Annotated in this window: 24 protein-coding genes; 10 read left to right on the plus strand and 14 right to left on the minus strand. The window is 69.3% G+C overall.

Translation table 11 applies throughout. From position 1 onward, the window contains the following. Nucleotides 1-267: 267 nt before the first annotated feature. From AB4039_RS04555 to AB4039_RS04570, 4 genes are read right to left on the minus strand one after another with little or no spacing between them, the layout of a single operon-like run. Nucleotides 268-1089 carry a helix-turn-helix domain-containing protein gene (locus tag AB4039_RS04555; protein WP_442270033.1) on the minus strand — a complete coding sequence of 274 codons (822 nt, stop codon included), beginning with the start codon at nt 1087-1089 and terminating at the stop codon, nt 268-270. After that, complete coding sequence (locus tag AB4039_RS04560; protein WP_442270034.1) at nt 1086-2618, minus strand: hypothetical protein; 1533 nt, start codon at nt 2616-2618, stop codon at nt 1086-1088. The genes AB4039_RS04555 and AB4039_RS04560 overlap by 4 nt, the downstream gene beginning before the upstream one ends. Further along, nucleotides 2611-3369: an AAA family ATPase gene (locus AB4039_RS04565; protein WP_442270035.1), complete on the minus strand. Its 759-nt coding sequence runs from the start codon at nt 3367-3369 to the stop codon at nt 2611-2613. Before AB4039_RS04565 ends, AB4039_RS04560 begins: the two co-directional genes overlap by 8 nt. Beyond that, nucleotides 3370-4947 carry a Mu transposase C-terminal domain-containing protein gene (locus tag AB4039_RS04570; RefSeq protein ID WP_442270036.1) on the minus strand — a complete coding sequence of 526 codons (1578 nt, stop codon included), beginning with the start codon at nt 4945-4947 and terminating at the stop codon, nt 3370-3372. 325 nt (nt 4948-5272) lie between these two features. Between AB4039_RS04570 and AB4039_RS04575 the strand changes: the two genes are divergently transcribed. Then, entirely contained in the window at nt 5273-6139 is an 867-nt protein-coding gene (locus tag AB4039_RS04575; protein ID WP_442270037.1) for a recombinase family protein, read from the plus strand. Between the two features lie 84 nt (nt 6140-6223). On the opposite strand, the gene AB4039_RS04580 is transcribed toward AB4039_RS04575, so the two are convergent. Together AB4039_RS04580 and AB4039_RS04585 are read right to left on the minus strand one after the other, a co-directional pair. Continuing rightward, nucleotides 6224-7720 carry a serine/threonine-protein kinase gene (locus tag AB4039_RS04580; protein ID WP_442270038.1) on the minus strand — a complete coding sequence of 499 codons (1497 nt, stop codon included), beginning with the start codon at nt 7718-7720 and terminating at the stop codon, nt 6224-6226. A 3-nt stretch (nt 7721-7723) separates the two neighbouring features. Beyond that, nucleotides 7724-7918, minus strand: a complete 195-nt coding sequence (locus tag AB4039_RS04585) for a type II toxin-antitoxin system Phd/YefM family antitoxin (protein ID WP_442270039.1) — start codon at nt 7916-7918, stop codon at nt 7724-7726. A gap of 444 nt (nt 7919-8362) precedes the next feature. Here AB4039_RS04585 and AB4039_RS04590 point away from each other — a divergent pair, with 444 nt between their 5' ends. Both AB4039_RS04590 and AB4039_RS04595 read left to right on the plus strand, forming a co-directional pair. Beyond that, nucleotides 8363-9028 carry a TnsA-like heteromeric transposase endonuclease subunit gene (locus AB4039_RS04590; protein ID WP_442270040.1) on the plus strand — a complete coding sequence of 222 codons (666 nt, stop codon included), beginning with the start codon at nt 8363-8365 and terminating at the stop codon, nt 9026-9028. After that, the gene (locus AB4039_RS04595; RefSeq protein ID WP_442270041.1) at nt 9028-11055 is read left to right on the plus strand and encodes an integrase; all 2028 of its coding nucleotides are present in this window, start codon (nt 9028-9030) and stop codon (nt 11053-11055) included. Before AB4039_RS04590 ends, AB4039_RS04595 begins: the two co-directional genes overlap by 1 nt. Before the next feature lie 47 nt (nt 11056-11102). Here AB4039_RS04595 and AB4039_RS04600 read toward each other — a convergent pair whose 3' ends face one another. Continuing rightward, nucleotides 11103-11402 (minus strand): hypothetical protein, encoded by a 300-nt coding sequence (locus AB4039_RS04600; RefSeq protein ID WP_442270042.1) that lies wholly within the window; start codon nt 11400-11402, stop codon nt 11103-11105. A gap of 37 nt (nt 11403-11439) precedes the next feature. Between AB4039_RS04600 and AB4039_RS04605 the strand changes: the two genes are divergently transcribed. Together AB4039_RS04605 and AB4039_RS04610 are read left to right on the plus strand one after the other, a co-directional pair. Next, a complete protein-coding gene (locus AB4039_RS04605) occupies nt 11440-11694 on the plus strand; it encodes a hypothetical protein (protein WP_442270043.1) in 255 nt (84 codons plus the stop codon). A 57-nt stretch (nt 11695-11751) separates the two neighbouring features. Then, complete coding sequence (locus tag AB4039_RS04610; RefSeq protein ID WP_442270044.1) at nt 11752-12426, plus strand: hypothetical protein; 675 nt, start codon at nt 11752-11754, stop codon at nt 12424-12426. A 189-nt stretch (nt 12427-12615) separates the two neighbouring features. On the opposite strand, the gene AB4039_RS04615 is transcribed toward AB4039_RS04610, so the two are convergent. Both AB4039_RS04615 and AB4039_RS04620 read right to left on the minus strand, forming a co-directional pair. Then, a complete protein-coding gene (locus tag AB4039_RS04615) occupies nt 12616-13428 on the minus strand; it encodes a hypothetical protein (protein WP_442270045.1) in 813 nt (270 codons plus the stop codon). Further along, a complete protein-coding gene (locus AB4039_RS04620; protein ID WP_442270046.1) occupies nt 13425-14744 on the minus strand; it encodes a DUF4158 domain-containing protein in 1320 nt (439 codons plus the stop codon). Before AB4039_RS04620 ends, AB4039_RS04615 begins: the two co-directional genes overlap by 4 nt. Nucleotides 14745-15055: 311 nt before the next feature. Here AB4039_RS04620 and AB4039_RS04625 point away from each other — a divergent pair, with 311 nt between their 5' ends. Next, entirely contained in the window at nt 15056-15631 is a 576-nt protein-coding gene (locus tag AB4039_RS04625) for a recombinase family protein (RefSeq protein ID WP_442270113.1), read from the plus strand. A gap of 124 nt (nt 15632-15755) precedes the next feature. Here the strand turns inward: AB4039_RS04625 and AB4039_RS04630 are convergent, their stop codons facing one another. Then, on the minus strand, nt 15756-18455 hold the full coding sequence (locus AB4039_RS04630) for a hypothetical protein (protein ID WP_442270047.1): 2700 nt from the start codon (nt 18453-18455) through the stop codon (nt 15756-15758). 521 nt (nt 18456-18976) lie between these two features. Between AB4039_RS04630 and AB4039_RS04635 the strand changes: the two genes are divergently transcribed. Beyond that, nucleotides 18977-19108, plus strand: coding sequence for a hypothetical protein (locus tag AB4039_RS04635; protein WP_442270048.1), 132 nt, complete (start codon nt 18977-18979; stop codon nt 19106-19108). 126 nt (nt 19109-19234) lie between these two features. Here AB4039_RS04635 and AB4039_RS04640 read toward each other — a convergent pair whose 3' ends face one another. Further along, entirely contained in the window at nt 19235-19531 is a 297-nt protein-coding gene (locus tag AB4039_RS04640) for a hypothetical protein (protein ID WP_442270049.1), read from the minus strand. A gap of 283 nt (nt 19532-19814) precedes the next feature. Between AB4039_RS04640 and AB4039_RS04645 the strand changes: the two genes are divergently transcribed. Next, nucleotides 19815-20474, plus strand: a complete 660-nt coding sequence (locus tag AB4039_RS04645) for a glyoxalase (protein WP_442270050.1) — start codon at nt 19815-19817, stop codon at nt 20472-20474. 90 nt (nt 20475-20564) lie between these two features. Continuing rightward, complete coding sequence (locus AB4039_RS04650; protein WP_442270051.1) at nt 20565-21014, plus strand: DoxX family protein; 450 nt, start codon at nt 20565-20567, stop codon at nt 21012-21014. Nucleotides 21015-21249: 235 nt separating this feature from the next. Here the strand turns inward: AB4039_RS04650 and AB4039_RS04655 are convergent, their stop codons facing one another. Then, nucleotides 21250-21903: a DUF7691 family protein gene (locus AB4039_RS04655; RefSeq protein ID WP_442270052.1), complete on the minus strand. Its 654-nt coding sequence runs from the start codon at nt 21901-21903 to the stop codon at nt 21250-21252. A gap of 268 nt (nt 21904-22171) precedes the next feature. Here AB4039_RS04655 and AB4039_RS04660 point away from each other — a divergent pair, with 268 nt between their 5' ends. Continuing rightward, nucleotides 22172-22726, plus strand: coding sequence for a hypothetical protein (locus tag AB4039_RS04660; protein WP_266845507.1), 555 nt, complete (start codon nt 22172-22174; stop codon nt 22724-22726). A 79-nt stretch (nt 22727-22805) separates the two neighbouring features. Here the strand turns inward: AB4039_RS04660 and AB4039_RS04665 are convergent, their stop codons facing one another. Both AB4039_RS04665 and AB4039_RS04670 read right to left on the minus strand, forming a co-directional pair. Beyond that, nucleotides 22806-23072, minus strand: coding sequence for a metal-sensitive transcriptional regulator (locus tag AB4039_RS04665; RefSeq protein WP_266845506.1), 267 nt, complete (start codon nt 23070-23072; stop codon nt 22806-22808). Between the two features lie 65 nt (nt 23073-23137). Next, complete coding sequence (locus AB4039_RS04670; protein ID WP_442270053.1) at nt 23138-23710, minus strand: rhodanese-like domain-containing protein; 573 nt, start codon at nt 23708-23710, stop codon at nt 23138-23140. Nucleotides 23711-23761: the final 51 nt, after the last annotated feature.

Genomic DNA, 23761 nt, shown 5'->3' on the forward strand with positions numbered 1-23761 from the left:
CTGCCGCCTCAAAGGCGACGGAGTGCACCAAGCCATGCTCGGCATCGCCCGCCTGCACAACCTCGCCCTCGCCGGATAAGCCAGCGGATCGCACCGCGACCGACCCTGCCCAGGGCGACTCAAAGATCATTTACGGGACAAGTCTTAGCAGCGGTTGGTCTCGATGGCGTGTGAGGAAGTCCCCTGGCATTCCCCGATGGTCCGAATCGGCCCGGACGGCGGGGTTTTGTGTCGTGCGCAGGGTTGATGTCAGTGGGATGCGCAGGGTTATGACAGTGGTGGCGCAGAGTTCGTGTCAGTGGGTGTTGGCGGCTCGGGGAGCATCCGCAGGCTGTAGAGCACGTTGTCGTGAAAGCGGTCGATGATGTTGCCGCGGGTGACCATGTCGGCGGCGGCCAGGTCTTCGAGGGCCTGTCGCTGGGCGGCGTCGTTGGTGTCGATTCCGCCGTCGACCCAGACGCGGAGGAGGACCTCGGCCTCGGCTGGCTGGATGGGGCCTCGGATGTCGGGGCGGGGGTTCTTCCGTCCGGTGAGGGCGTCGACCTGGTGCGGGGCGAGGACGTCAAGGCGTGGGGTGACGGTGTACGCGTCGGGCGGGACGTGCCGTAGGGCGAGCACGCCGCCGGTGTCGGGGTGAGCGCGGGCGTGGTCGAGGGCGGAGCCGAGCCGGTGGCTGGTCCAGGACAGGGCGAGCGCGAGCACGTCGGCGGTGAGAGGGCCGTCCGCGTACGCGAGCGCGGTGATGACGGTGAGGGCGTCGTTGTCGGCGCCGGCCGGACGGCGGTCGACGACCTGGCGGTGGCGGGGCCGCTCGAAGAGTTCGTCGGAGCCGGGCATCAAGTCGGCCGGGTTCATGTCGAGGTGGCGGGCGAGTTCGAGCAGGACGCGAACGGGCAGGTCGGGGAGTTCGTCAAGGTCGACCTGGTGCTCGTGGACGCCGAGGAGGTCGGCGAGCTGCCAGCCGGTCATCCCAGCGGCCAGGAGGCGCCGTTTGATGACGTAGGAGGTCTGGACGCTGTCCCGGCGCCGCCCAGGGCCCTCGCGTTTGGTGACGCGGGGCCAGGGGGTGGACCACTGGCGCCTGCTCACAGGCGGCTGCGTAGGTCGTCGCTGAGGGCGGTGAGGTCGAGACCCCGGTAGTGCATCCATCCTGCGGCTTGGGCGTCGCGGGCGGTCTCGTCGCCGTGGCGGCAGTGGGAGCGGTGGAGCCAGGCCGGGTTGAAGTGGATGCGGTGGCAGGTCCGGATGATCGCTTCGCGCAGGTGGGGCTCGGGGCTCTTGTTGCCGGGGTGCTTGTCGTGGAGGAAGAGGGGGTCGGTGTCGGTGGCGCCCTGGCTTCGACGGTAGGCAAGGTGGGCGGCGACGAGCGAGGCGGCGTGCCCGGGCAGGAGTACGGGGCTGGCGGCCTGGAGGTGGAGGACGTCCAGCGCGGTGAGGCCGGGAGCGAAGCGGTGGGGTTTCCATTTCCAGGGAGCGGTGAGGAAGCGGGTCTCTTCGGCGAGGTGCGGGTTGCCTGCCGGCGGGAGATGAAGGGTGCTGCCGTCGGGGGCGGTATTGCCGCAGGTGATCAGGCCGAAGCCGGTGGGCCCATGGGAGAGGTGGATGGACAGGGCGGTCGCGGCGGCGGCCTCGGGGGTGGCGGCGGTGCGGAGCTTGTCGCAGGTGCGCGGGGTGAGGTGGCTGAGCAGGCGGGTGGTGGGGGCAGCGCCGAGGGTTTCCATCTGCCAGCGCAGGAGGTAGCCGCGCAGGAAGAGGGCGACCTGGACGGCGCGGAGGCGGACGAGTGCGTGGGCCTGGTCGGGGGCGGGGCCGAGGCGGTGGTCGCGCAGGTAGAAGGTGAGGCGGGCGCCGAGGGCACGGGTGTGCCCGGGGCTGCCGGGTGTCCAGGTGTGGCCGGCCAGGCCGCGGCGGGTCAGCCACTGGTCGGCGAGGTGGAGTTCGTGGTCGTAGGCGTCGCGGACGGCGGTGAAGGTGTTGCCGGGCAGCTTGAAGCGGCAGTGCGCGAGGAAGACGGGGAAGTCCTGCATCGGCAGGACGGGGCCGTTCCCTTCGGCCCACGAGGTCTTGGTCTCGGCGCGCAGGCCGCGGTTGAGGGTGTGAAGGGGTGGTGGGAGTTCGCGGACGAAGGTGGCCAGGTCGATCGCCTCGAAGCGGTACCCGGCGTCGAGGAATGCCCGCAGGGGTGGTGCGACGTATGCGTTGTCTTCGGTGACGGGCCAGATGAGCCAGACCGTGGCGGCGGTGCGGGCACCGAGTTCGGCGAGAAGGTCGAGGGCGCCGTCAGGGAGTCGGTGGCCGCGGTCGATGACGATGTGGCGGACTTGGTCGGTGGACAGCCATGCGGCGGCCTGGCGCCAGGCGTCGGGGGTGGAGGTGCGGTCGGCGAGCAGGGTGGTGGGGCTGCGGCCGGTGGCGGTAAGGATGTCGAGGGCGAGGTCGCTGGTGCGGCCGCCGGGGGTGGGGCGGACGACGAGCCGGCCGGGGCCTTCGATGGCGGCCAGGCGGGGGATGACGCGGTGGTCGTCGTCCTGATTGTGGACGAACACGAGCCGGGGCCCGGCGACCCGGGCACGGTTGAGGCCTCCGGCGGGGCCCTCGGTGACGGTGGTGTCAGGCATATACGCCGCCGCCGAAGAGGGTGAGGGCGTTGTCGATGACCTCGATGTCGATGCGGTCCCGGCCGGCTGCCCGGCACAGTCCGGCGGCGGTGTGGGTGAAGGCGGCCCAGTCGCGCATGGTGCCCTGTCCGTACAGCTCGTCGATCTGCCGCAGCAGGGCGTCGTCCGCGCCGGCGTAAATGGGGTGGTAGTCCCGCATGAGGGCGGGGATCTCGTCCGCGGTCAGGGGGCGGAAGGGCAGACGGCGGAAGACGCGGGAGCGGAGCATCGGTTCGCGGGAGAGGACCTCCCAGCAGCCGTCACCGCCGACGTAGAGCAGGGCGAACCTCGTCTTCGGCTCGTCGTGCAGGTGCCGCAGCAGTTCGATGCAGTCGCTGTTGAGGCGCTGGGCCTCGTCGACGACGACCAGGCGCTTGGGGTGGGAGAGCAGATCCAGCAAGCGGTTGGTGATGTGGAACCGGTTGCGGGACTTGGGGGCGACGGTGCCAGTGAGCGCGGCCAGGAGGTGGTCGGCGACCAGGCGCATGGTCGGACGGGCAGTGAAGGACAGCGCGCACACCGCAGGGCCACCGCGACGGGCCTGGTCTTCCAGAGCGGCCTCGACCGCGTACGTCTTGCCGGTGCCGGCCGGGCCGTGGATGACACCGGTGGCGTTGTTCAGGACGAGGTCGTCCACGACGCGGTGCGCGAGCTGGAAGGTGCCGGTCGGCAGCGTCGCGGCGCCGGTCAGGTCGGCGAAGTGCCGGGGCATTCAGCTCTCCTCGTTCTTGGTGATCGGGGTGATGCCGAGCAGGGAGGTGGAGGAGCGGGCGCGCAGGGCCGCGTCCAGGGCCTGGCGGGAGGAGCCGCGGCCGACCTTGTCCGGGACGAGCCGGGACTCCGTGGCCGGGGTGCCGTCGCCGGTCATCGGCGCGAGCTCGCGGCGGGCCCGGCGGGACGCCCGGCGGCGTTCGCGGCCCAGGCGCGCGGCCTCGTCGCGCTGCTGGACGCGGAAGGCTTCGGTCTGCTCGGCGGTAAGCTGCCCGGTCGGCAGCGCGGTACACAGATGCTTGCCGCCCAGGTAGACCTCGATGGTCCGGTCGTCGTGCGGCATGTAGCGAATCTGAACGACCTGGCCGACCCGGCCACAGATCTCGGGCGCGATGTAGGAGAGGCCGCCCCGGCGGATGCCGTCCTTGCCGATGGTGCGTTCCTCGCCGGCCAACAGAAGGTGGCGCAGCTTGTCCGCGTCGATCCGGTGCAGGGGCGCCTCGTCCTCCTGCCACGCCGCCAGCGGGGTGCGCCCGTCGAGCATCCGGTGCGGGCGATCAGTGTTGTACCAGCGCACCCACAGGGCGAGCCGCTCCACGAAGTCGTCAAGGAGCATGGGGCCGCCCGTCTTCTCGGCAGCGCGCTTGGCGGCCGGGCTGTCGCCGACCGGTCCGTACAGGCGGCCTGCGGCGTCGCGGGGGCCACCGGTGAAGCCGGGCATCAGGGAGATGAGGGTCTGCTCGATGGTCAGATTGACCCGCTCGACCTTGCCCTTGCGGTGCGGGGTGAACGCCGGGAGGCGGTGGACGGTGACGCACAGCGCGGCCATCACGTCCTTGATGGTGGCGGCGGCGAACTCCAGGCCGCGGTCGATCCGTACGCGGGCGGGCACCGCGCCGAACGGCGAGAGGGCGGGGTCGTGGACCAGGGCCATGCGCATCGCGGTCAGGACCGTGCCCGCGTGCGGGCCGACCGCGAGGGACCAGCCCAGCAGGGCCCGGGTGCCATCGTCGACGATCGTCGTCATCCACGGGGAGATCGGCTTGCCCTTGGGCGGGTGCACGAGGATCGGCAGCTGCTTGTGGTCCATCTCCCAGACCCAGCCCCGGACCTCGTCCGGGCGCCGCAGATACACCGACTTCGCGCGGCGCCCGGACTCGCCAACCTTCCAGGCGGCGCGCTCGGCCGGGGTGAGCTCGCGGGCGAAGGCGACCTGCATCGTGCGCAGCGCGACGGGGGCGGCGTCCGCCCAGCCCTCGCGCAGGAAGTCGGGGACCGGGGCGCCGGCGGTGGTCCCGTCCCCGTCGACCACGGCCTGGCGGGCGCGGTGCACCGCGGCGACGTTCCCCCGGTACAGGGCGTACGCCTCCCGGTCGGTCTCGCTGAGCATGTACGGCTCGGGCCCGCGGTGTTCGGGGACGCGGGCGCCGGCGGACAGCCACCGCCACACCGTGCGCTCGCTGACGCCCAGGCCCTCGGAGGCCAGCCGCACGTGCGCGGCCGACAGCTGCTCGGCGTCGCGCAGCTGGATCAGCCGGACCACCGCCGCGGCACGCTTCGACTCGTCCGCCCCCTCCATGACCGGAAGTCTCCGGCAGCGTCCTGAAACGTGATCGGGACATCCGCCCCGTTCGTCCGTACGAGTGAACGAGGGGTGATCGGCGGGCAGTAGCCCCGGGTCCGTCCACGCTGATCACGACGGGCGCGCGGTCCGGGCGCAGATCCCTACGGCCATCGTTTGCCCGTGCGTCCCGGAATCGACCGATTCCGGGACGGGCGTCCAAGACGGCACCCGGCGGCGGGAACCCGTCCCGAAAGGCGTCCCGAAACTCTGGGCAGCCACGGCGAACCGGGATGCGTTTTCGGGACGGGCCGCTTCGCGCGGCCAGACGGGAGGGGAACGCATGAACGGCGACCTGGACGAGATCGCCCGCGCAGAGCTCGTCGAGCGAGAGCCGTGCCCGCGCTGCGGGGCACCGACCGGATCGGCGTGCCGGGCGAACTCCGGCGTCGTCGCCGTCGACTACCACACCGGCCGCTACGGCAAGATCCCCGCACTGAAGTCCGGGCCCGCGATCCGCATCCCCGCCGCGCGCGGACCCGGTCGGCCGTGGCAGCCCGGCCCCGAACCCGACCTCGGCGTCGGGCTCGCGCGGTCCGGCGACCGCATCGGGTACGCCCGTGTCTCCAGCAAGGGCCAGGACCTCGGCGGACAGGTCCGCCTCCTCAAGGGAGCCGGATGCGTCCGCATCTACGTCGAGAAGATCGGCACCCGGGAGAAGATCCGTCCCGAGTACAACGCGGCCCTCGCCGACCTCCGCCCGGCCGACACCCTCACCGTCACGATGCTCGACCGGCTCGGCCGCAACATGGTCGAGCTGATCACCTCCGCGCAGGACCTGGCCGAGCGCGACCACCGCCTGGAGATCCTCAGCGGCCCGCTGTCCGGCATCTACGACCCGCAGGGCGCCGGCAAGGTGCTGTTCGTTGTCTTCGCCGCGATGGCCGAGGTCGAGCGGGAGTTCATCCACGAACGGACACTGATCGGCCTGGACACCGCCGCAGCAAACGGCAACCACGGCGGACGCCCGCCGGCGATCGACGGCGACATGCTCGCCGTCGCACTCCGGCGCCGCGACGCGAAGGAGTCGGTCACCGCCATCGCCGCGCACCTCGGCATCGGCCGCTCCACCCTGTACCGCACCCTCGCCGCGTACGACGAAGCCACCGCCACCACGGCCGACCACACCCGCCAGGGCGTCAACACCTGAAGATGGCGCTGTCCTCTCCGGGTGCGATGGAGAAGCCGTCGATGCCGAGTTCGTGGCACTCCGACGTGCCGACCGAAAGGCGAGTCACCAGTTCCATTCCGTCTCCAGTGGCTGTTTCGTGAAGGCAATGACTGCGTTCTTGAGGTCGATTCGGCGAGGTCCAGGCATCGGACCGAGCACGCACACGGGCACCCCCTTGCGCTGATTGGGGTCCGTTGGGTCGCCTTCCATGTGCTGTCCGGCGGTGCGGTACAAGACCAGAGGCGGATCTCCGAGCTTCGGCATGTGCGGCCGGATGTGAAGTGCGAGGAGACTGTGGCCCCAGACTTCAGATTCGGTGTGGCGGACGCTGATCTGTTCGATCTCTGTCCACGGGATGTACTGCTCCCCGGAGTCGTCGCTGGTGGTGACGCCGTCCTGGTCGATGCGCAGTGTTCTGGGCTTCATATTTTTCCTCAGGTCCCGGCGACCTCTCCACTTCTCGAAGCTTGGGAGGCCGGAAACCGCAAGCCCCACCGCCAGAGCGATGCCGGATGCCGCGCCGCCCGATTGAGTCGCCGAGACGACCAACAGGAAGAGGCCGAGCCCGTAACAGATGACCCATCCGACCCAGGACTCGTGGTACTCGCTGAACTCCTCAGGGTCCTCGTCGCCGGTCCATGACTGCTCGAAGCCCCTCGCGCGGAGTGCGGCCTCGGTGACGGGCTCCTCGGGCGGCGTCTTCTCCCAGCTCTCCGGGGGCTTGTGCGTCTTGGGCTTGCTCGTCGTCCTGGGGGCGCGCAGGAGGGCGCGTGCTTCGGCCACGGTTGGTCGCGCGTTGGGGTCTTTGGCGAGGAGTGTCTGGATGAGCGCGGTGAGTCTTCCCGCTCGGCGCAGGGGCGGGGGATCGTCCATGACCACCGCTGCCAGGGTGGCTGTGGGCGAGTCGCGGAGGAAGGGAGAGACGCCTTCGACAGTGCGGTACAGGGTGACACCGAGGGAGAACAGGTCGCTGGCGGGGGTTCCGATGACGCCGTTGAGGCGTTCGGGGGCGATGTACTCCAGGGAGCCGATGACCGAGCCGTCAGTGGTGAGCCGGGTGTCTACCTGGTAGGTGGCGATGCCGAAGTCGGTCAGCAGGACCCGCCCGTCGGCGGCGAGCATGACGTTCGCGGGTTTGACGTCTCGGTGAACGACGTTGGCGCTGTGGGCCGCGTCCAGGGCCTTGAGGAGAATGTCGGCGATCTCGGCAGTTTTGGTCATCGAGAGCGGGCCCTGGGTGTTCAGCCGTTCCTCCAGCGAGGACCCGTCGATCAGCTCCATGACGATCCAGGGCCTGCCGTCGGCGGTGACTACGTCGTAGACGGGAACGATGCCCGCATGATGACGGAGCCGGGCGGCGTTGCGGGCCTCTCGCTCGGCGTACATGAGGCGCCTGGCCTGCTCATCTGGGTCGGCGGCGAAGGGGAGAAGGACTTCCTTGACGACCACATCGGCCCTCAGCACCTCGTCGTGGGCCTTCCACACCCGGCCGAAACCACCCTCGGCGATCGGGTGTATGAGCCGGTAGCGGTCGGCGATCATCCTCTGCGCTTCGTCCACGCTTCAGTCCTGGCCCGGGCATGGGCGGCGGGTGGCACGGGTGATCTTCTCTTGCCCCTGATCTGGAGACAGCGGCATGAGGGTGGCGATGGGCCGCCCGTGATCGGTGAGGATCAAGGGCTCTCGGGTAGCAGCGACGCGCCGGGCGAGGTCTCCGAGGATCGGCCGCGCCTCTGTGATCGATAAGGCTTCAGACATGAACGTAGTTTGACGAAGTTTCAGGTAGTGCGTAAGGGCCGAACGCAACCAGGACGGCTGTGTCCGGCACGGCGGCCGCTACGCCGGGCGGAGGCTCGCAAGCTGAGCCGTCTCGTCCCACTCATGCCTTTCGCAGTGAGTGACCCGTCCGCCCCGGGGGCTGGCGCAAGGGCAATGCCACGAAGACAACGCAGCGGGGAGAAGAGGGTCACCGACAACTCCCTGCGCCTCACTGACATCTACTCTGCGCACGACACTTTGAAGGCAAAGGTTGCGACGTGCACGTCAACACTGCGACAGGGCTTGCGACGTGCAGCGTTACCTTGCGACAAGTGGTCTCGTTGGGTCCACGTGGTCCAAGAACTTCGTGCTCTACCTGGTGGCGTGCTGGTCCCTCCAGCAGCCGGATTCGAGGTCGGCTACCTCGACCCGGGTGGGTCTGAGATGCGCCGTCCGCTGGCCGATGCGTGGGCGGTGCGGTTCGAGGCTGCGGCGCCGGTACGCGAGTTTCACTCGTACCGCGGGCAGCGGCACCTGCCCGGCCGCTGGTGGTCGTCGACCGTGGGCGGGCACATCGGGTACGAGTCCTGGCTGGAGCGCGACCACCTGATGCTGCTGGATTTCGACCCGTCGGTGGTCGGGATCTCCTCGCAGCCGTTCTGGCTGTTCTGGACCTCGGACAAAGGCAAGGGCGTCTCGCATGCGCCGGACTACTTCGCTCGGCGGGACGACGGGTCGGCGCTCGTGGTGGACTGTCGGCCGGCTGACCGCCGCAAGCCGAGGGACTGGGTGAAGTTCGACGCGACACGGTGGGCCTGTGACCAGTTGGAGTGGGAGTTCCGGCTCGTTGGGGCGCCTGATCGAATCGTGGTGGCCAATGTCCGGTGGCTGGCCGGCTACCGGCACCCCCGGCACCTGGTGGAGCCGTGGGCCACTGAGCTTCGGAAGGCGTTCGCCGAGCCCCGTCCGTTGATGGACGGCGCCCGCTCGGCTGGGGAGCCGATCGCGTTGTTGCCCGTGCTGTTCCATCTGCTCTGGTGGCAGGAGCTGATGGTCGACATGTCGGTGCCGCTGCACGCCGCCTCCGTCGTATCGCCGGGAGTGCAGTGATGGGCGGCGAACGCACGGCAGTCCTGCGGACGGGCGACTGGGTGACCTTCGACGACGGCGACCATCAGGTGGTGGCCCTGGCTGGCACGTCGGTGCGGCTGCGCTCGCAAAGCGGAACGGAGACCGTGGTTCTGGCGTCCTACCTGATGGCTTCCCCGGACTTCAGCGTCACGGGGACCGAGCCACTGCCGGAGGTGGAACCGTTCGGCCTGCTCAGCGCCGTTCCAGAGTCGGCGCTGGACGCGGCCCGGCGATGGGAACGCCATGTTGTGGAGGTCGAGACCGGTCTGCCTCCCGGTGCCGAGCCGGGTTCAGTTCCGCGGCCCGAGTACGATCCTGCGTCGCGTTCGGTGGTGGAGCGGGATGCGGCGAAGGCCGCAGAACTTGGCGTGGGTATCCGCACGATCCAGAGCAGGCGTTACGCCTACGCGCGGCAGGGACTTTGGGGGCTGGTCGACCAACGGACCGCGCGCGTCTCGGAGGCCACGGGCCGTGCGGACGCCCGGTTGGTGGCTGCGATCGAGGAGGCCGTCGCCGGGGAGACCCACACCTCGACGGGGACCCGGTCGCGGTTGATCCGCCGGGTGGTGAAGGCGGTAGAGGCCGCTCACGGGCCGGGGGTGGTGCCGATGCCGAGTCAGCGCACGCTCTACAAGCTCGTCGATGCCCTATCGACCGGCCGCCACACCTTCGGTTCGGCGGTCACGCGGCGCCAGACGGCGAACAGGCCGCAGGGCCCGTTCACACCGACGTTCGCGGCCCGGCCTGGCGAACAAGTACAGATCGATTCCACACCGCTGGACGTGATGGTGGTGCTGGATTCCGGGCTGACGATTCGAGCGGATCTGACGATCGCGGTTGACGTCGCCACCCGCAGTATCTGCGCGGCCGTGCTGCGGCCGGTGGGCACGAAGGCGGTGGATGCCGCCTTGCTGCTCGCGCGGATGCTGGTTCCCGAGCCGATGCGACCGGGCTGGTCGCAGTCGCTGCGGATGATGGCCTCGCGGATGCCGCACCAACACCTGTTGAACGTGGACGCACGGATGGATCAGGCGGCTGCGAAGCCGGTGATCGTGCCGGACACCGTCGTGATCGACGGTGGGAAGGTCTTCTTGTCCGACACCTTCACCAGGGCCTGCGACCGGTTGGGGATCTCCATCCAGCGGGCCCGGCCGCGCACGCCCACGGACAAGGCGATCGTGGAGGCCACGTTCTCGGCGATCAACACCCTGTTCTGTCAGCACCTCGCCGGCTACACGGGCCCGAACGTCTCGCGCCGAGGCGAGCGGGTCGAGGATCAGGCGGTTTGGACGGTCCCCGAACTTCAGGACCTGCTCGACGAGTGGGTGCTGGCCGGGTGGCAGATGCGGCCACACGATGCTCTGCGCGACCCGTTCAGGCCCAAGAAGGCCATGTCGCCGAACGACAAGTACGCCTCGCTGGTGGCGGCCGCCGGTTATCTGCCGCTGGTGCTGCGGGGCGAGGACTACCTGGAGCTACTGCCGGTGGCCTGGCGGGCGGTCAACGACTACGGAATCCGGATTGGCCACCGCACCTACGACAGCGCGGACCTGGGCCCCTGGCGCCGCCAGCACTCCGGGAACGCCACGAAGCGCGGGCTCTGGGAAGTGCACCACGATCCCTACGACCTGTCCCAGGTGTTCGTACGCACCCCGCAGGGCTGGATCACGGTCCCGTGGGTCCACCTGCCTCTGGTGAATGCGCCGTTCGCGGACTTCACCTGGCAGCACGCCCGCCGACTGGCCGCCCAGGCCGGGCTGGACGACACGCAGGAAGCAGCCGTCGCGCGGGTCCTGGACCAGCTCCTGACCCGGGCCGAGCACGGACCGGACACGCAGACAGCCCGGATCGCCGGCCGCACCCGGCAGGGCGCTGCCGCCCACCGCCCGCCTTCCCCCAGGGCCGAACCCGATCCGGCACAGAAGCCCCAGGTGGCGGAGCCTTCGGCTCCGGTCATCCCGTTCGGTGTCTTCGACGCTCACGCAGAAGCCGAAAGGTGGCTATGAGCAAGCCAGTCTCACCCCGTATCCCGGCCCCTTCCCCGGCCTGGGAACTACCGCCGGACAGTCCGCTGACGACGAAGGAGGGATGGCGCCACTTCGTCGAGCACGAACCCACGCCTCCAGTCCTTCTGGCGGCCTCGGAGCGGGCCGCGCTGGGCAGGCGCGAACGAGTTCAGGATGAAGACCTGCGTCGGAACTATCACGCTGACCTGCCGCTGGTGAACACGCCGACGATCCGGAGGGTCATCGCGACCTCGCGGCTGCTGGTCCAGCTCAACCGGCAGCAGATCTCCGGCCGCCGCGGTGTCATCATCATGCACGTCGCGATGGACGCCCGTCGCCTCGGCCATGTCCGGGACCTGCCGCTACCCCTGCTGGAAGCCGCTGATGACCTACTCGCCCGGCCGTTCAAACGGCGAGTTTTCCCCCCGCCACGCCAGCCGATCCCATCGACACGAGAAGGGTGTCCTCTGGTTCGGCCGCACAAGGCGAAACGCAGGCAGGACGCTGCTGTTTCACAACCACGTCAAGGCCGTCCTCGTCCGGGAATGGACACCGAACTTCGTGGACTTCGAGGGCAACATCCTGCACAGCGCGAGCGTCCGCTCGTTCAATGAGGCCAAGACCGCACGCCAAAGCTAGGCCTTGGCCCAGCCTGCGACCGAGCGGCTGTCAGAGACACCCGCTTAGATGAACGGCATGACTGTCCACGACGTTGCCCAGAGACTTCCCGATGTCCCCGTCCTCCGGGATGTGTGTCGGTCCATAGCCATGCTGGAAGCAGTACTGAACCCAAGCGGCGATAGGTACTACTCGTTCAGCCGGGATTGGTCCGAGACGGAGGAAATCGCCTCGATGCGCAACGGGTCAGGAGACGAGTTCGACATCATCTTCGCGGCCGCAGGCGCATACGTCCGAGGGTTCGACCACGAGTCACCGATGAGCCCATATGTCGACGACGAGCCTTGGCCAGGCGTGGTGGACTCAGTCCCCGGAGTGTTTCAGGCATACGTCGAGGAGCCTGCATTCACGGACGAAGGCATGCCCGTCGTTACCGCCTGCATATGGCGGGAGATGGGCAGTGACAGCTGGCAGGCTGGAGAGATCACCTTCCCCGAAGGACACGCAGACCCTGACGGCTCTGGATGGCTCTTTCAACTGCTCACCGAGCCGACACCTGAGGCCTTCCAAAGGTTCGCCGAGGACTACTACGAGACCACGATCGACATCAACGCCCTCCGCCACGTTTACGCACAGCAGCCACTCACCCGCGAGCTCATCACCAGTTTGAACTCCGGAGTGGACATGGCACATGTTGTCCGGGAGGCAGCAGCCATCGGCTACGCCATCTCAACAGACCTGACGCCTCGCTGAAGCCCTCGCGTCGGCTCAACCGACACCAGATTCGCAGAGTCAATCTGCACAGATTCAACCCTGGGTGGCGACCCGCTCATTGCGACACCTCACGTCCACCGAACCTGCGGTCGCAACGATTGTTTTCACAGGACACACCAAATTGGATCAGTGTCGTGCGCAGGGTGGATGTCAGTGGGATGCGCAGGGTTATGACAGTGGGATCGCAGAGTCCGTGTCAGTAGGCAGTGACGGCTCGGGAAGCATCCGGAGGCTGTAGAGCACGTTGTCGTGGAAGCGGTCGATGATGTCGCCGCGGGTGACCATCTCGGCGGCGGCGAGGTCTTCGAGGGCTTGACGCTGGACGGCGTCGTGGGGGTCGATTCCGCCGTCGACCCAGACGCGGAGGAGAACCTCGGCCTCGGCAGGCTGGATCGGGCCGCGTACGGACGCGGGGGGCTTCTTCCGCCCGGTGAGGGCGTCGACCTGGTACGAGTCGAGGACGTCGAGGCGCGGGGTGACGGTATACGCCTCGGACGCGACGTGCCGCAGGACGAGCACGCCGCCGACGTCGGGGTGAGCGCGGGCGTGGTCGAGGGCGGCGTCGAGCCGGTGGCGGGTCCAGGACAAGGCGGCCGCGAGGGCGTCGGCGGTGAGGGGGCCGTCCGCGGACGCGAGCGCGGTGAGGACGGTGAGCGCGTCGTGGTCGGCGCCGGCCGGGCGGCGGTCGATGACCTGGCGGTGGCGGGGCAGCTCGAAGAGTTCGTCGGAGCCGGGCATCAGGTCGGCCGGGTGCATGTCGAGGCGGCGGGCGAGTTCGAGCAGGACCCGGACGGGCAGGTCCGGAAGTTCTTCCAGGTCGATCTGGTGCTCGTGGACGCCGAGGAGGTCGGCGAGCTGCCAGCCGGTCATCCCGGCGGCCAGGAGGCGCCGCTTGATGACGTGCGATCTCTGCACCGAGTCGCGGCGCCGCTGCGGGCCCTCGCGGCGAAGGCGACGGCCGGAGGAGATCGGCTCGGTCACAGGCGGCTGCGCACGTTGTCGCTGCGGGCGATGAGGTCCAGGCCCCGGTAGTGCATCCACCCGGCGGCCGCGGCGTCGTGTCCGGTCTCGTCGCCGTGGCGGCAGTGGGAGCGGTGGAGCCAGGCCGGGTTGAAGTGGATGCGGTGGCAGGTACGGATGACCGATTCACGCAGGTGGAGTTCCGGACTCTTGTTGCCCGGGGCCTTGTCGTGGATGAACAGGGGGTCGGTGTCGGTGGCGCCCTGGCTGCGCCGGTAGGCGAGGTGGGCGGCGACGAGCGGGGCGGCGTGCTCCGGCAGGAGCACGGGGTCGTCGGATTCGAGGTGGAGGACCTGGAGGGCGTTGAGCTCGTGCGGGGTGTGGTGGTGGAACTTCCACCGCCAGGGGACGCGGAGATAGCGGGTCTCCTCCGGCTCGTACGGGCTGCCGGTGGGCGGGACGCGGACGCTGCTGCCGTCGGGGGCGGTGTTCCCGCAGACGCGTTCGGTGAGCTGGCTGAGCAGGCGGGTGGTGGGATCGGCGCCGAGGGTCTCGTACTGCCAGCGCAGGAGGTAGCCGCGCAGGAACAGGGCGACCTGGACGGCGCGGAGCCGTGCGAGTGCGTGGGCTTGGTCGGGGGCGGGGCCGATGCGGTGGTCGCGGAGGTAGAAGGTGAGGCGGGCGCCGAGGGCGCGGGTGTGCCGCAGGCTTCCCGCGGTGAGGTGGTGGCTGGCCAGGCCGCGGCGGGTCAGCCACTGGTCGGCCAGGTGGACCTCGCGGCCGTAGACCTCGTTCAGGGCGGTGAAGGTGTTGCCGGGGAGCTTCGCCCGGCAGTGGGCGAGGAAGACGGGGAAGTCCTGCATGGGCAGGACGGGGCCGACGCCTTCGGCCCACGGGGTCTTGGCGTCGGCGCGCAGCCCGCTGGTGAGGGAGCGGGGCGAGGGCGGGAGCTCGCGGGCGAAGGCAGTGAGGTCGATCGCCTGGAAGCGGTATCCGGCGTCGTGGAAGGCGCGTACGGGCGGTTTCACGTACGCGTCGTCTTCGGTGACGGGCCAGATGAGCCACACGGTGGCGTCGGCGCGGCCGCCGAGTTCGCGAGCCAGGCGGCCGACCGCCGCAGGCGGAGCGGCGGGCACATCGTCGGGGACGAAGCCCAGCCAAGGCAGGGCAGACAGCTGCACAGCGGCGCCGAGCACGTTCTGGGCCCGGCGGAACTTCCGCAGGAACGCCTCGTCCGCCGGGGTGAGGGTGAAGTACCGGATCAGCTCGTCCTTGCCGATCGTCGGGAACGACCGCAGGGCCTCCAGCTCCTCATCACTGAAAACCCTCGTCGCCATCCGCCCGCCCGCCCTCCCGTCACCGTCACCCGGTCAGCCCAACGAGCCACCCTGCGCCCGGCAACGGGCCACCGCCCCGCCTTCCCCGAGATCACCCCAGATCAGAGGGAGCCTCGCGGCCTTAGCGTTGTTTTTTCGGCGGGAACTACTGGGACCCCGACTACCACACCGGCCGCTACGGCAAGATCCCCGCGCTGAAGTCCGGCCCCGCGATCCGCACCCCCGCCGCCCGAGGCCCGGGCCGGCCGTGGCAGCCCGGCCCCGAACCCGATCTCGCCGTCGGCGACGCGCTCGCGCGAGCCGGCGACCGCATCGGATACGCCCGCGTCTCCAGCAAGGGCCAAGACCTCGCCGGACAGGTCCGCCTCCTGAAAGAGGCCGGCTGCGTACGCATCCACGTCGAGAAGATCGGCACCCGCGAGAAGATCCGGCCCGAGTACAACGCCGCGCTCGCCGACCTCCGCCCGGCTGACACCCTGACCGTCACCATGCTCGACCGGCTCGGCCGCAACATGGTCGAGCTGATCACCTCCGCCCAGAACCTCGCCGAACGCGACCACCGCCTGGAGATCCTTGGCGGCCCGTTGTCCGGCATCTACGACCCGCAGGGCGCCGGGAAGGTGCTGTTCGTGATGTTCGCCGCCATGGCGGAGATCGAGCGCGAGTTCATCCACGAACGGACCCTGATCGGCCTGGACACCGCCGCCGCCAACGGCAAGCACGGAGGCCGCCCTCCCGCCATCGACGGCGACATGCTCGCCATCGCTCTCCGCCGCCGCGACGCCAACGAACCCGTCACCTCCATCGCCCGGCACCTCGGCGTCGGCCGCTCCACCCTCTACCGCACCCTCGCCGCGTACGACGAGGCCGCCACCACCGGTAGGTGATAGTGGCGGCCCGGCTTCTCGCCTGCGGTCTGATCCGCATTTGAGGTCCACTTCAGCTCCAGCTTGTGCCCTGGACCTGGTTCGGTGCTACTCGACGGATGCCAGCATTCTGTGGTGGAGGTCATCACCAGCGAGCGGAGGCCCGGCCTTCGGCGTCGAGCCCGAAGAGCAGGCGGTCCGCGTCTGGGTGGCCCATGCCTTCCCAGACGTCGTGGAGCGCGAGGATCGCGTAACTGGACCCCCTATCAATGGCCTTTCGGGCGCAACTCTCAGCTTCGGCCCAGTTCCGGGCTTTCGTATGAAGCTTTGCAAGTTCCTCCCAGGCGTCGGTTGCACCGAGTTCGGCCAACTGGCGCCACAGCCTTTCAGCACGGTGATTGTCACCTGCCTTGCTCCGTCGGTCGGCGAGTTCGCGTGCCGCACTGGGGTGGCCCTGGTATGCAGCGCGCAGCGCAAGATCATCGGCCGTGTCTAGCTCGCCAGCATCATCATGCTGGTCTGCCAGCCATTCCCAGGCTGCAGGCAGCGTCCCTCGTCGCGCCTTTTCCATGAGTGTGTGCCTGGCGGTGGGGTTCTCCTCCTCCCGGAGGAGAACCAGGGGCTCTAAGGCATAGCCGTGTCCCGCTTCCACGAGCTGCCATGCCAGTTGTTCGGCAGCCTCGTGCTCGCCTGCCCTTTCTCTTGAAGCCATCAAGTGCACCAGGCCGGTGACGGCTTGCGAGAGCACCGGACTGATCCCGTTGAGGGGATCAGCATCGCTCTGAGACACGTTGTCGATGGCCGCCGAAAGGGCAAGTGCAGTAGCCGCGGCGGGGTCGCGCTGCTCAAAGAGGCTGATCAGCCGGTCGAGGGCACTCGGCTTGATGAAGTACTCCTCGAACCAGAAGACGTCTTCCTGGGGGGCGGGGCTTTCGCCCTCGTCGGACTGCTTCTCTGTGGCCAGTACCACGGACAACCACCAGGAGTAGTGGATAGCCGAGTCCACGGCGGCCGATCGGACCGCCAGGGTTTCGGCGGCATGCTGGTCGCCTCGTGCTTCGAGTTCGCGCACCTGCGGCCATGGGGGCCGATCCTCGCCCCTGACGCGTTGCGCGAGAGCCATCGCGGCATCGTGGTCACGCAGGTCACGCTGACGCACGAGCCCCCAAAGAGCCCCGGTTGCACCTATGTCGGCGGCTCGCCATGCGAGTTCCTCGGCGGCATCCGGGTTGCCCGCGTCTTCCCGATGTTTCACCAAGTCGTCGACGGCGCTGGCGTGGTCGCGCGGAGCCAGGGTGAGGGCGACCGTCGCAGCCAGCTCCCGCTCACCCGCGGACTCAAGGAGCACCGACAGGTCGCGGACATCGAAGGGGTTGTCGACGCCCTGGGAGATCACTTTCTGCGCCACAGTGTGCAGCAGGGCCGAGCCCTTCTCGTGTTCACCGGCTTCCAGGTGCTGGTGGGCCACCAACAGAAGTGCCTCAGGGTCGCCGGCGTCATAGGCTCGCCAGGCGAGCTGCTCAGCCGCCTCAAGGTCGTTCTTCACCATCTCAGCCGCCACCCGGAGCAGTGCACCAGGGCTACCTGCGTCGGCAGCCTCGCGAGTCAGAGCTTCGACTGCCGTATGGTCCTCCTGCTCGCGACGTATCTGGATCATCGGCCGCCATGCCGCGATGCTGCCTGCCTCGGCAGCCCGCCGGTAGAGCTCGAAGGCGATGCGGGTTCGGCAGCGGTTCTCCGCCGACTCGGCCAGGGCGATCAGGTCATCGCCGTTGGCGTGTAGCGCAACGGCGTCCCAGAACTCCGAGCGGGGCACGAAGCCGCGCCGGGTGGTGTGTCCGTGCTGTTCCAGGTAGTCGGCCAGCTGGTACCCGGGCTGTTCGTTGGTGCTGCGGCGGCCGCGCGGGCGGGGCCGGTACAACGGGCTACGGGCGCCCCGGCAGGCCGCTTGGTCGGTGAGGTAGTCCACAGCCGTCCGCAGCCAGTTCTCCGGCAGGGCATCCCACTGGCGGTCGGTCAGATAGCCGGGAACTGCGGCTTCCAGCAGGGGTAGCGGCAGGTCCCGGACATGGCCGAGGCGACGGGCGTCCATCGCGACGTGCAGGAGAGCCTTCGCGGCCGCCGGAGCGTGCTGATAGCGCTCCAAGAGGGCCGGAGCGCCAGCGAGGTACTGAGTGATCTGTCCCTGTTCTGCTCGGGCGAGGGACTCGCCCAGCCGAGGATCACCGGCGGCAAGTTCGTGCGCGGTCGCCAGTTCGTCGGCGGTGAACGCCGGCCGTACCTCGATGCCTTTTCCCTTGACCAACTGCCGGGCGTTCGCGTGCAGGTCCGGGCCCGCATCGAGTCCTGGCATGGTGTGAAGCACGTCCCAATCCTGTGGCCACATGGTTGCTAGCACCAGCACCGGCGAGCGTGTGGAGTCGGCCAAGAGCGCCCGGAGCCTGGCGGCGACCTCCGCGCTGTGCTCCCGGTTGTCGAGGAGATAGCGGCGGATCTCGTCCAACCACACCACAGTGTGCGGTTTCACGTCGTCCAGCTGTGTGATCAGGGCCTTTGCGTGGTCCGGCTCGATGGGATGCCATAGCCGCCAGTCCCTCGGCAGCGCCTTGACGGCCTCCCAGCACGACCGGGTCTTGCCCGTGGAGGACTCGCCGACCAGCACAGCAATGCCACTCTGCCCTTCCCGGGCGGCCGCGATCAGCTCACGGAGCCGACCGTCGTGCTCGCGCTCCACGTAGGCCGGCAGCAGGCCGAGGGAGCCACCGGCTTCGACAGCCGGGTGCACTTGCAGATCGTCAAGGATCAGTTGGTCGCTGTGCTCGGCGATCAGCCGGCCAACCCCCACCACCCCAGCCCGCGCAGCGCGAGCTGGCTGGGCCCGCTCGACGAGATTGCGCCAGTACCTCTCGCTTGGCTCACGTTCCCCGGCCCAGGTGCACCACAAGCGAACCAGCGCCCACACAACGTCGGCGTCATGAGGCACCTTGGCCTTCGCCGGGTCCTCCGGAATCCATTCGCTGACTGCCTTGCCCCGGAAGCTGATCGAGTACGGCGGCCGACTCAGCGCCTTCTCGATCTCACGCTGCGAGAAGACTCCACCAGCAGCCCTCCAGCCAGCCCTGGCGCGCTCTCGAAGCGCGTGCAGCTGGCTGTATAGCTGGTGGGCGTGCCCCGTACTGATGACGTCTCCTCAACTGTTGCCCGCCTGCCCGCCTGCCCGCAGCGGGCACAGCGGGCAGGGCTACGACCAGCAGATTAAGGCAGGTTCACCCCGCCCTGCCCGCCCTTTCGGACAAGCAGCCAGTTACCTCCCCAACCTCTGTCCATGCCTAGGCAACGGGCCAGGCACGACAAGTGGGGGCTCCCATGAACAGGCGCAATGACAGCACCATGCGGCGGCTCGGCCGTGCAGCGATGTTCAGCCTCGTGCGCGGCCTCGCATCGGCGGCAGGAGCCGCGTTTCTCGCATGGATCACCTGGTTGGTTCAGAACCGCTGAACCAAGGCGGCTGGCCCGGGTCGTGTGGGATGTGCCCGGGCCAGCCGCACACTGCGCTGACACGACCCTGCGTCTCACTGACATCTACTCTGCGCACGACATTTTGCGCGACAGCCTCCCCGGGAATCAGGTGCCGGAATTATCGACGAACCCCACGATATCGAGGTATTCGATTTTCGGCGGGACGCCATAAATCCCCGTCACCTTGTCGACGATCTCCTCGGTGAAGAAGGCACGGGCTTTCGCCTCGTCGTCCCACACGTAGAAGTTCCTTGCCTGCCCGCCGTCTTCGTCGAGCATGAAGCTCTTGAAGCGAAGACCGGCCATGCCTTCGAACGGCCCTCGGAGTTCGCCGGCAATCTTTGTGACGGTTGAACGATCGAACTTGTCGGTCTGCGTGAAAGTCACGAGCACGCCGATCATCGGGCCTCCTGCCGATGGGGGGAGCAATGGTCGATCGAGTGACGCTAGCGGCGGATCCTAGTACACACGGCCGGAATTTCCGGCCGTTGGGCCGCGAGTCGGAGGTGCGGATCGCGGTCGGCGATGCGGGCCCGGAGCGCGTCGAGGTCGTGGCCGGCCACCGGGCTCGCGGGGTGAAGGCGAAGGCCCGCAACCCCCGCCCGCCGCAGACCTGGTCGAACCGCTCAGGACCGGTCAGGAATCGAGAAGCCCCGGCCCTCGTGCAGCCCCTAGCGTGTTGGTCATGGCAACCACCGCTTCCACCGCAGCCCACACGTCCCTCGCGTCCGTCACCCTTGAGGTGGCCGACCCCGAGGCCGCCCGCCTCTTCTACAGCGCCTTCGGCGTGGACACGTACATACGCCTGCGGGCGTCCGAGGCGCACTCCACCGGATTCCGCGGCTTCACCCTGGCGCTCACGGTGTCCGGGCCCGCCACCGTCGACGGCTTCGTCGGCGCCGCCGTGGACGCCGGGGCCACGGTGCTGAAGCCCGCCGCGAAGTCGCTGTGGGGCTACGGCGGCGTCGTCCAGGCCCCGGACGGGACGATCTGGAAGATCGCGACCTCGGCGAGGAAGGACACCGGCCCCGCCACCCGCGAGATCGACGAGATCGTCCTGCTGCTCGGCGTCGAGGACGTGAAGGCCACCAAGCAGCTCTACGCCGGCCGGGGCCTGACCGTGGCCAAGAGCTTCGGCGGCAAGTACGTCGAGTTCGCCTCCGGTCAGTCCAGCCCCGTCAAGCTGGCCCTGTACAAGCGCCGCGCCCTGGCCAAGGACCTCGGCGTCCCCGCCGACGGCACGGGCTCGCACCGCATCGTCCTCGGCAGCACCGCCGACACCTTCACCGACCCGGACGGGTTCGTCTGGGAGGCTGCCGCGCCGCTCGCCCCCACGCGGTCCTGACTGCCGGCCCTGTCGTACCGATCGACCGGCCGGCGGCATGCCATCGCCGTGCGGAGGCCCGGCCTGCCCGATTCCTCTGAAGGGACAAGCATGTCGAAGCGACTCATGACCGGTCTCTACTGGTTCCTGGCCTTCGAGTTCGCGCTGGGCGCCGTGACCAAGTACTGGCCCGGCGACACGATATTCAGCTCGGCGTACTCCGCGAGGTTCGTCCACTGGGGCTACCCGTCCTGGATGCGCTTCGTGGTCGGGGCCCTGGAAGGCGCCGCCGCCGTCATGCTGGTGATCCCCAAGAGGCGAACACGCTTCCTGGGTACCACGACGCTGCTGTTCGTGCTCACCGGGGCGGTCACCACCCACATCGTCAACCACGACCCGGCGGTGGAGAGCTGGGCCGCGCCGACCCACCTCCTCATCATGGGCGTTCTCGCGTTGGCCAATTGGCCTGCCGACTGGCGAGACCTCCTGCGGGCTCCCACCGCGCCGACAGCCCGAACACCACGTCCATCCGACGAAACGACAAGGGTGCAACACCCTTGAGGGAATCCCTGACCCGCACCGAACCGAGGCGGCCTCACCGCCCGCCCGTTTCGGACGACGGGTCCCTGTTCTCCCGGCGCCCGGTTGTCGCCGTCCGGGCTGCTACTGCATCAGCTCGATGTGGGGGTGCTCCGGCGCCGCCGGGCAGACGTAGAGCTGCTGGTCGTAGCCGCTGCCGATCCGGACACGGGTCGGTCGCGGCATGTGCGGTTGCCCCCGGGCTGCGTACCGTCGGTCAGCCGGTGATGGAGAAGAAGATCGAGCCGTCCTCGGCCCACCACCAGGCGCCCCGGCCGTCGTTCCACTCGGAGGCCCAGTCGTCGAGAACCTTGATCAGCTCCTCCAGGTCGTACCGCAGAGCAGGGTCGATCCGGTCCAGCACCGCGCGGTAGGCGTCCACCGCGGGTCCGGCCTGCGCCAGCGGCCAGCAGCCGATTTCGGGTGAGCCGTCCACCGGGCCGGGGATGTGGAYCCCGATCTCCGTGGGCGGACCGCTGAAGACGTACTGGTAGGGCAGCAGGTCCGCGGGGACGCCCGCCGCCTTCAACGCGTCGTCCAGCGCGGAGAAGTAGGTGACGGGGCTCCGGTAACTCCCCAGGGTGTCGGGGTCGGAGGCGTTGTGATCGATGACGATCTGGAGGGCCGCGTAATAGGCGCAGCCGGCGTACTGGGCGGTGGAGTCCGCCCGACCGGCTATCAGCCCCTCCAGCGCGTCCTGCACCGGCAGTCCCCAGTCCACTTCCTGGGCATCGAGATCGTCCTGACGGGCCCGCGCCTTCTCCCGCATCGTGCGCAGACGCCGCTCTTCGTCCTCGGTCAGATCGCGGGCGGGTACGAAACGCGCGACCTCTCCGCGGTTCGCCATGCTGAAATTCACTACCTTGCTCATGGGGTCATACTGCCAACTGGCACTGACACCGGCGGTGTCCGGGACCCGCTTCCCGTGGTCGTGCCGATGAGCGGCGGGGCAGCCCGGGCCCCGGGGCTCCTCGGGTACGCGGGCGGTCGCCGGCGCGCAGCTCTGAGACGGTCCTCCAGCCGCTGTCGGCGACGAAGGCAGGCGTCCGCGCCCTGATTCGTGTCCCAAGCCGGATGAATTGGCTCCCGGGGTGGAAGAAGCCTGCCAAGATGGATCCCCCTGTTGCGAGGAGGCCGCGTTGACCAGTCCCGAGGCCAAGGGCCCGAAGGTCCCGCCGAGCCACCCCCCGAGGACCCCGCCACCGCAGAAGAAGCCGGTGGAGCCCCCACGGCCCCAGCCGGCCACGAAGTCGGCCAACGAGCTGCCGCTGCGTACCCAGCCTCGCATGGTGGTACGGAACCGGCGTACGGCCGCGCACCCCTTCCGGGCCGATGAATGGGCCCCGACGAAGGCAGTACGCCAGGTCCTTGAAACAGTCCGGGGGTGGGGGTACCCGGCCCTGGACGTGGAAGATCTGGAGAGCGTGGTGCGACTCCTCGTCACCGCAGCCGTGGCGGACGGGGGGAAGCGGCTGAGCGTGCATCTCGGCGACCAGGACCAGAAGGTGCTCGTCGCGGTCCTCAGCCACGCCACAGGAGCGCTTGACCAGACCGTGCTCGGCACAGTGGCCGCGCTCGCCACCGTCGACTCGGTCGGCACGGACACCGGGGAGGATGGTCGGCGCATGTGGGCGGTCCTGGACGGTGAGCCCCGCCGACGGCCGGTTCACCATGCGGCCGCCACGAGGAGCTGAAACACCTTCGTGAAGTGATCGTGCACGCGGCCGAAGCTGCACGCATCCCGCCCGAGGAGAGCGGGCGTGGGGGTGCGGGTCAGGCGAGGGCGAGGAAGAGCTTTTCGAGTTCTTCCTCGGTCATGGGGGGCTGACTCTCGTCGGCGTTGGTCATGCACTGGCGCATGCCGCTGGCCACGATCTTGAAGCCCGCGCGGTCCAGGGCTTTGGAGACGGCGGCGAGCTGGGTGACCACGTCCTTGCAGTCGCGTCCGGCTTCGATCATGGCGATGACACCCGCGAGCTGCCCCTGGGCGCGACGCAGCCGGTTGAGGACTGCGTTTACTGCGTCGTCGTCGACCTTCACCGGTGCCTCCTGGCGTTGTGCGCTGTCCCACCCATGGTACCCCAGGGGGTATCCGGTCGATGAGGTCAGTGGTCGCGGAGGGCCTCGACGGCGGCTTCGAGGTCGCCTTGACGGGGGCGGTTGTGGGGGAGTTTGGCGAGGAGGGCGGCCATGCCACAGGTGTTGGTGAGGGCGGAGAAGGCCAGGCCGCCGGCGATGCCCGCGGAGGCGAGGCGGAAGGCGGGGCGCAGGCGGCCGAGGGCGAGGCCGGTCAGGACGACGGCGCCGGCGGTGAGGCGGACCTGGCGTTCCATGCTCCAGGTGGTGCGCGGGGCGCTGTCGGGACGGTGGAGGATGCGGCCTCCGCCGGTCCAGGCGTCGGTGCCTCCGGCGAGGCTGGCGGAGGTGATGCCGTTGTCGGCGAGGGTCTTGCAGGCCTTCTCGGAGCGGCTGCCGGAGGCACAGACGACGAGGATGTCGCCGCGGTCGGCGGCTTCGCGGATGTCGGGCAGGGCGCGGGGGAGGTCGTCGAGGGGGATGTTCAGGGCTCCGGGGAGGTGACCGGTGGCGTATTCGCCGGGGGTGCGGACGTCCAGGACGATCAGTTCGTGCAGCCGACCGCAGGCCTGCTGGGCGTCGAGGGTGCGGGGCTTGGTCATGGTGTGGGTTTCCTTCCTGGTGGGCGGGGCCCGCTCTCGCGGTACCCCCGG

This window comes from Streptomyces sp. M-16 (assembly GCF_052114405.1).
GTDB lineage: Bacteria > Actinomycetota > Actinomycetes > Streptomycetales > Streptomycetaceae > Streptomyces.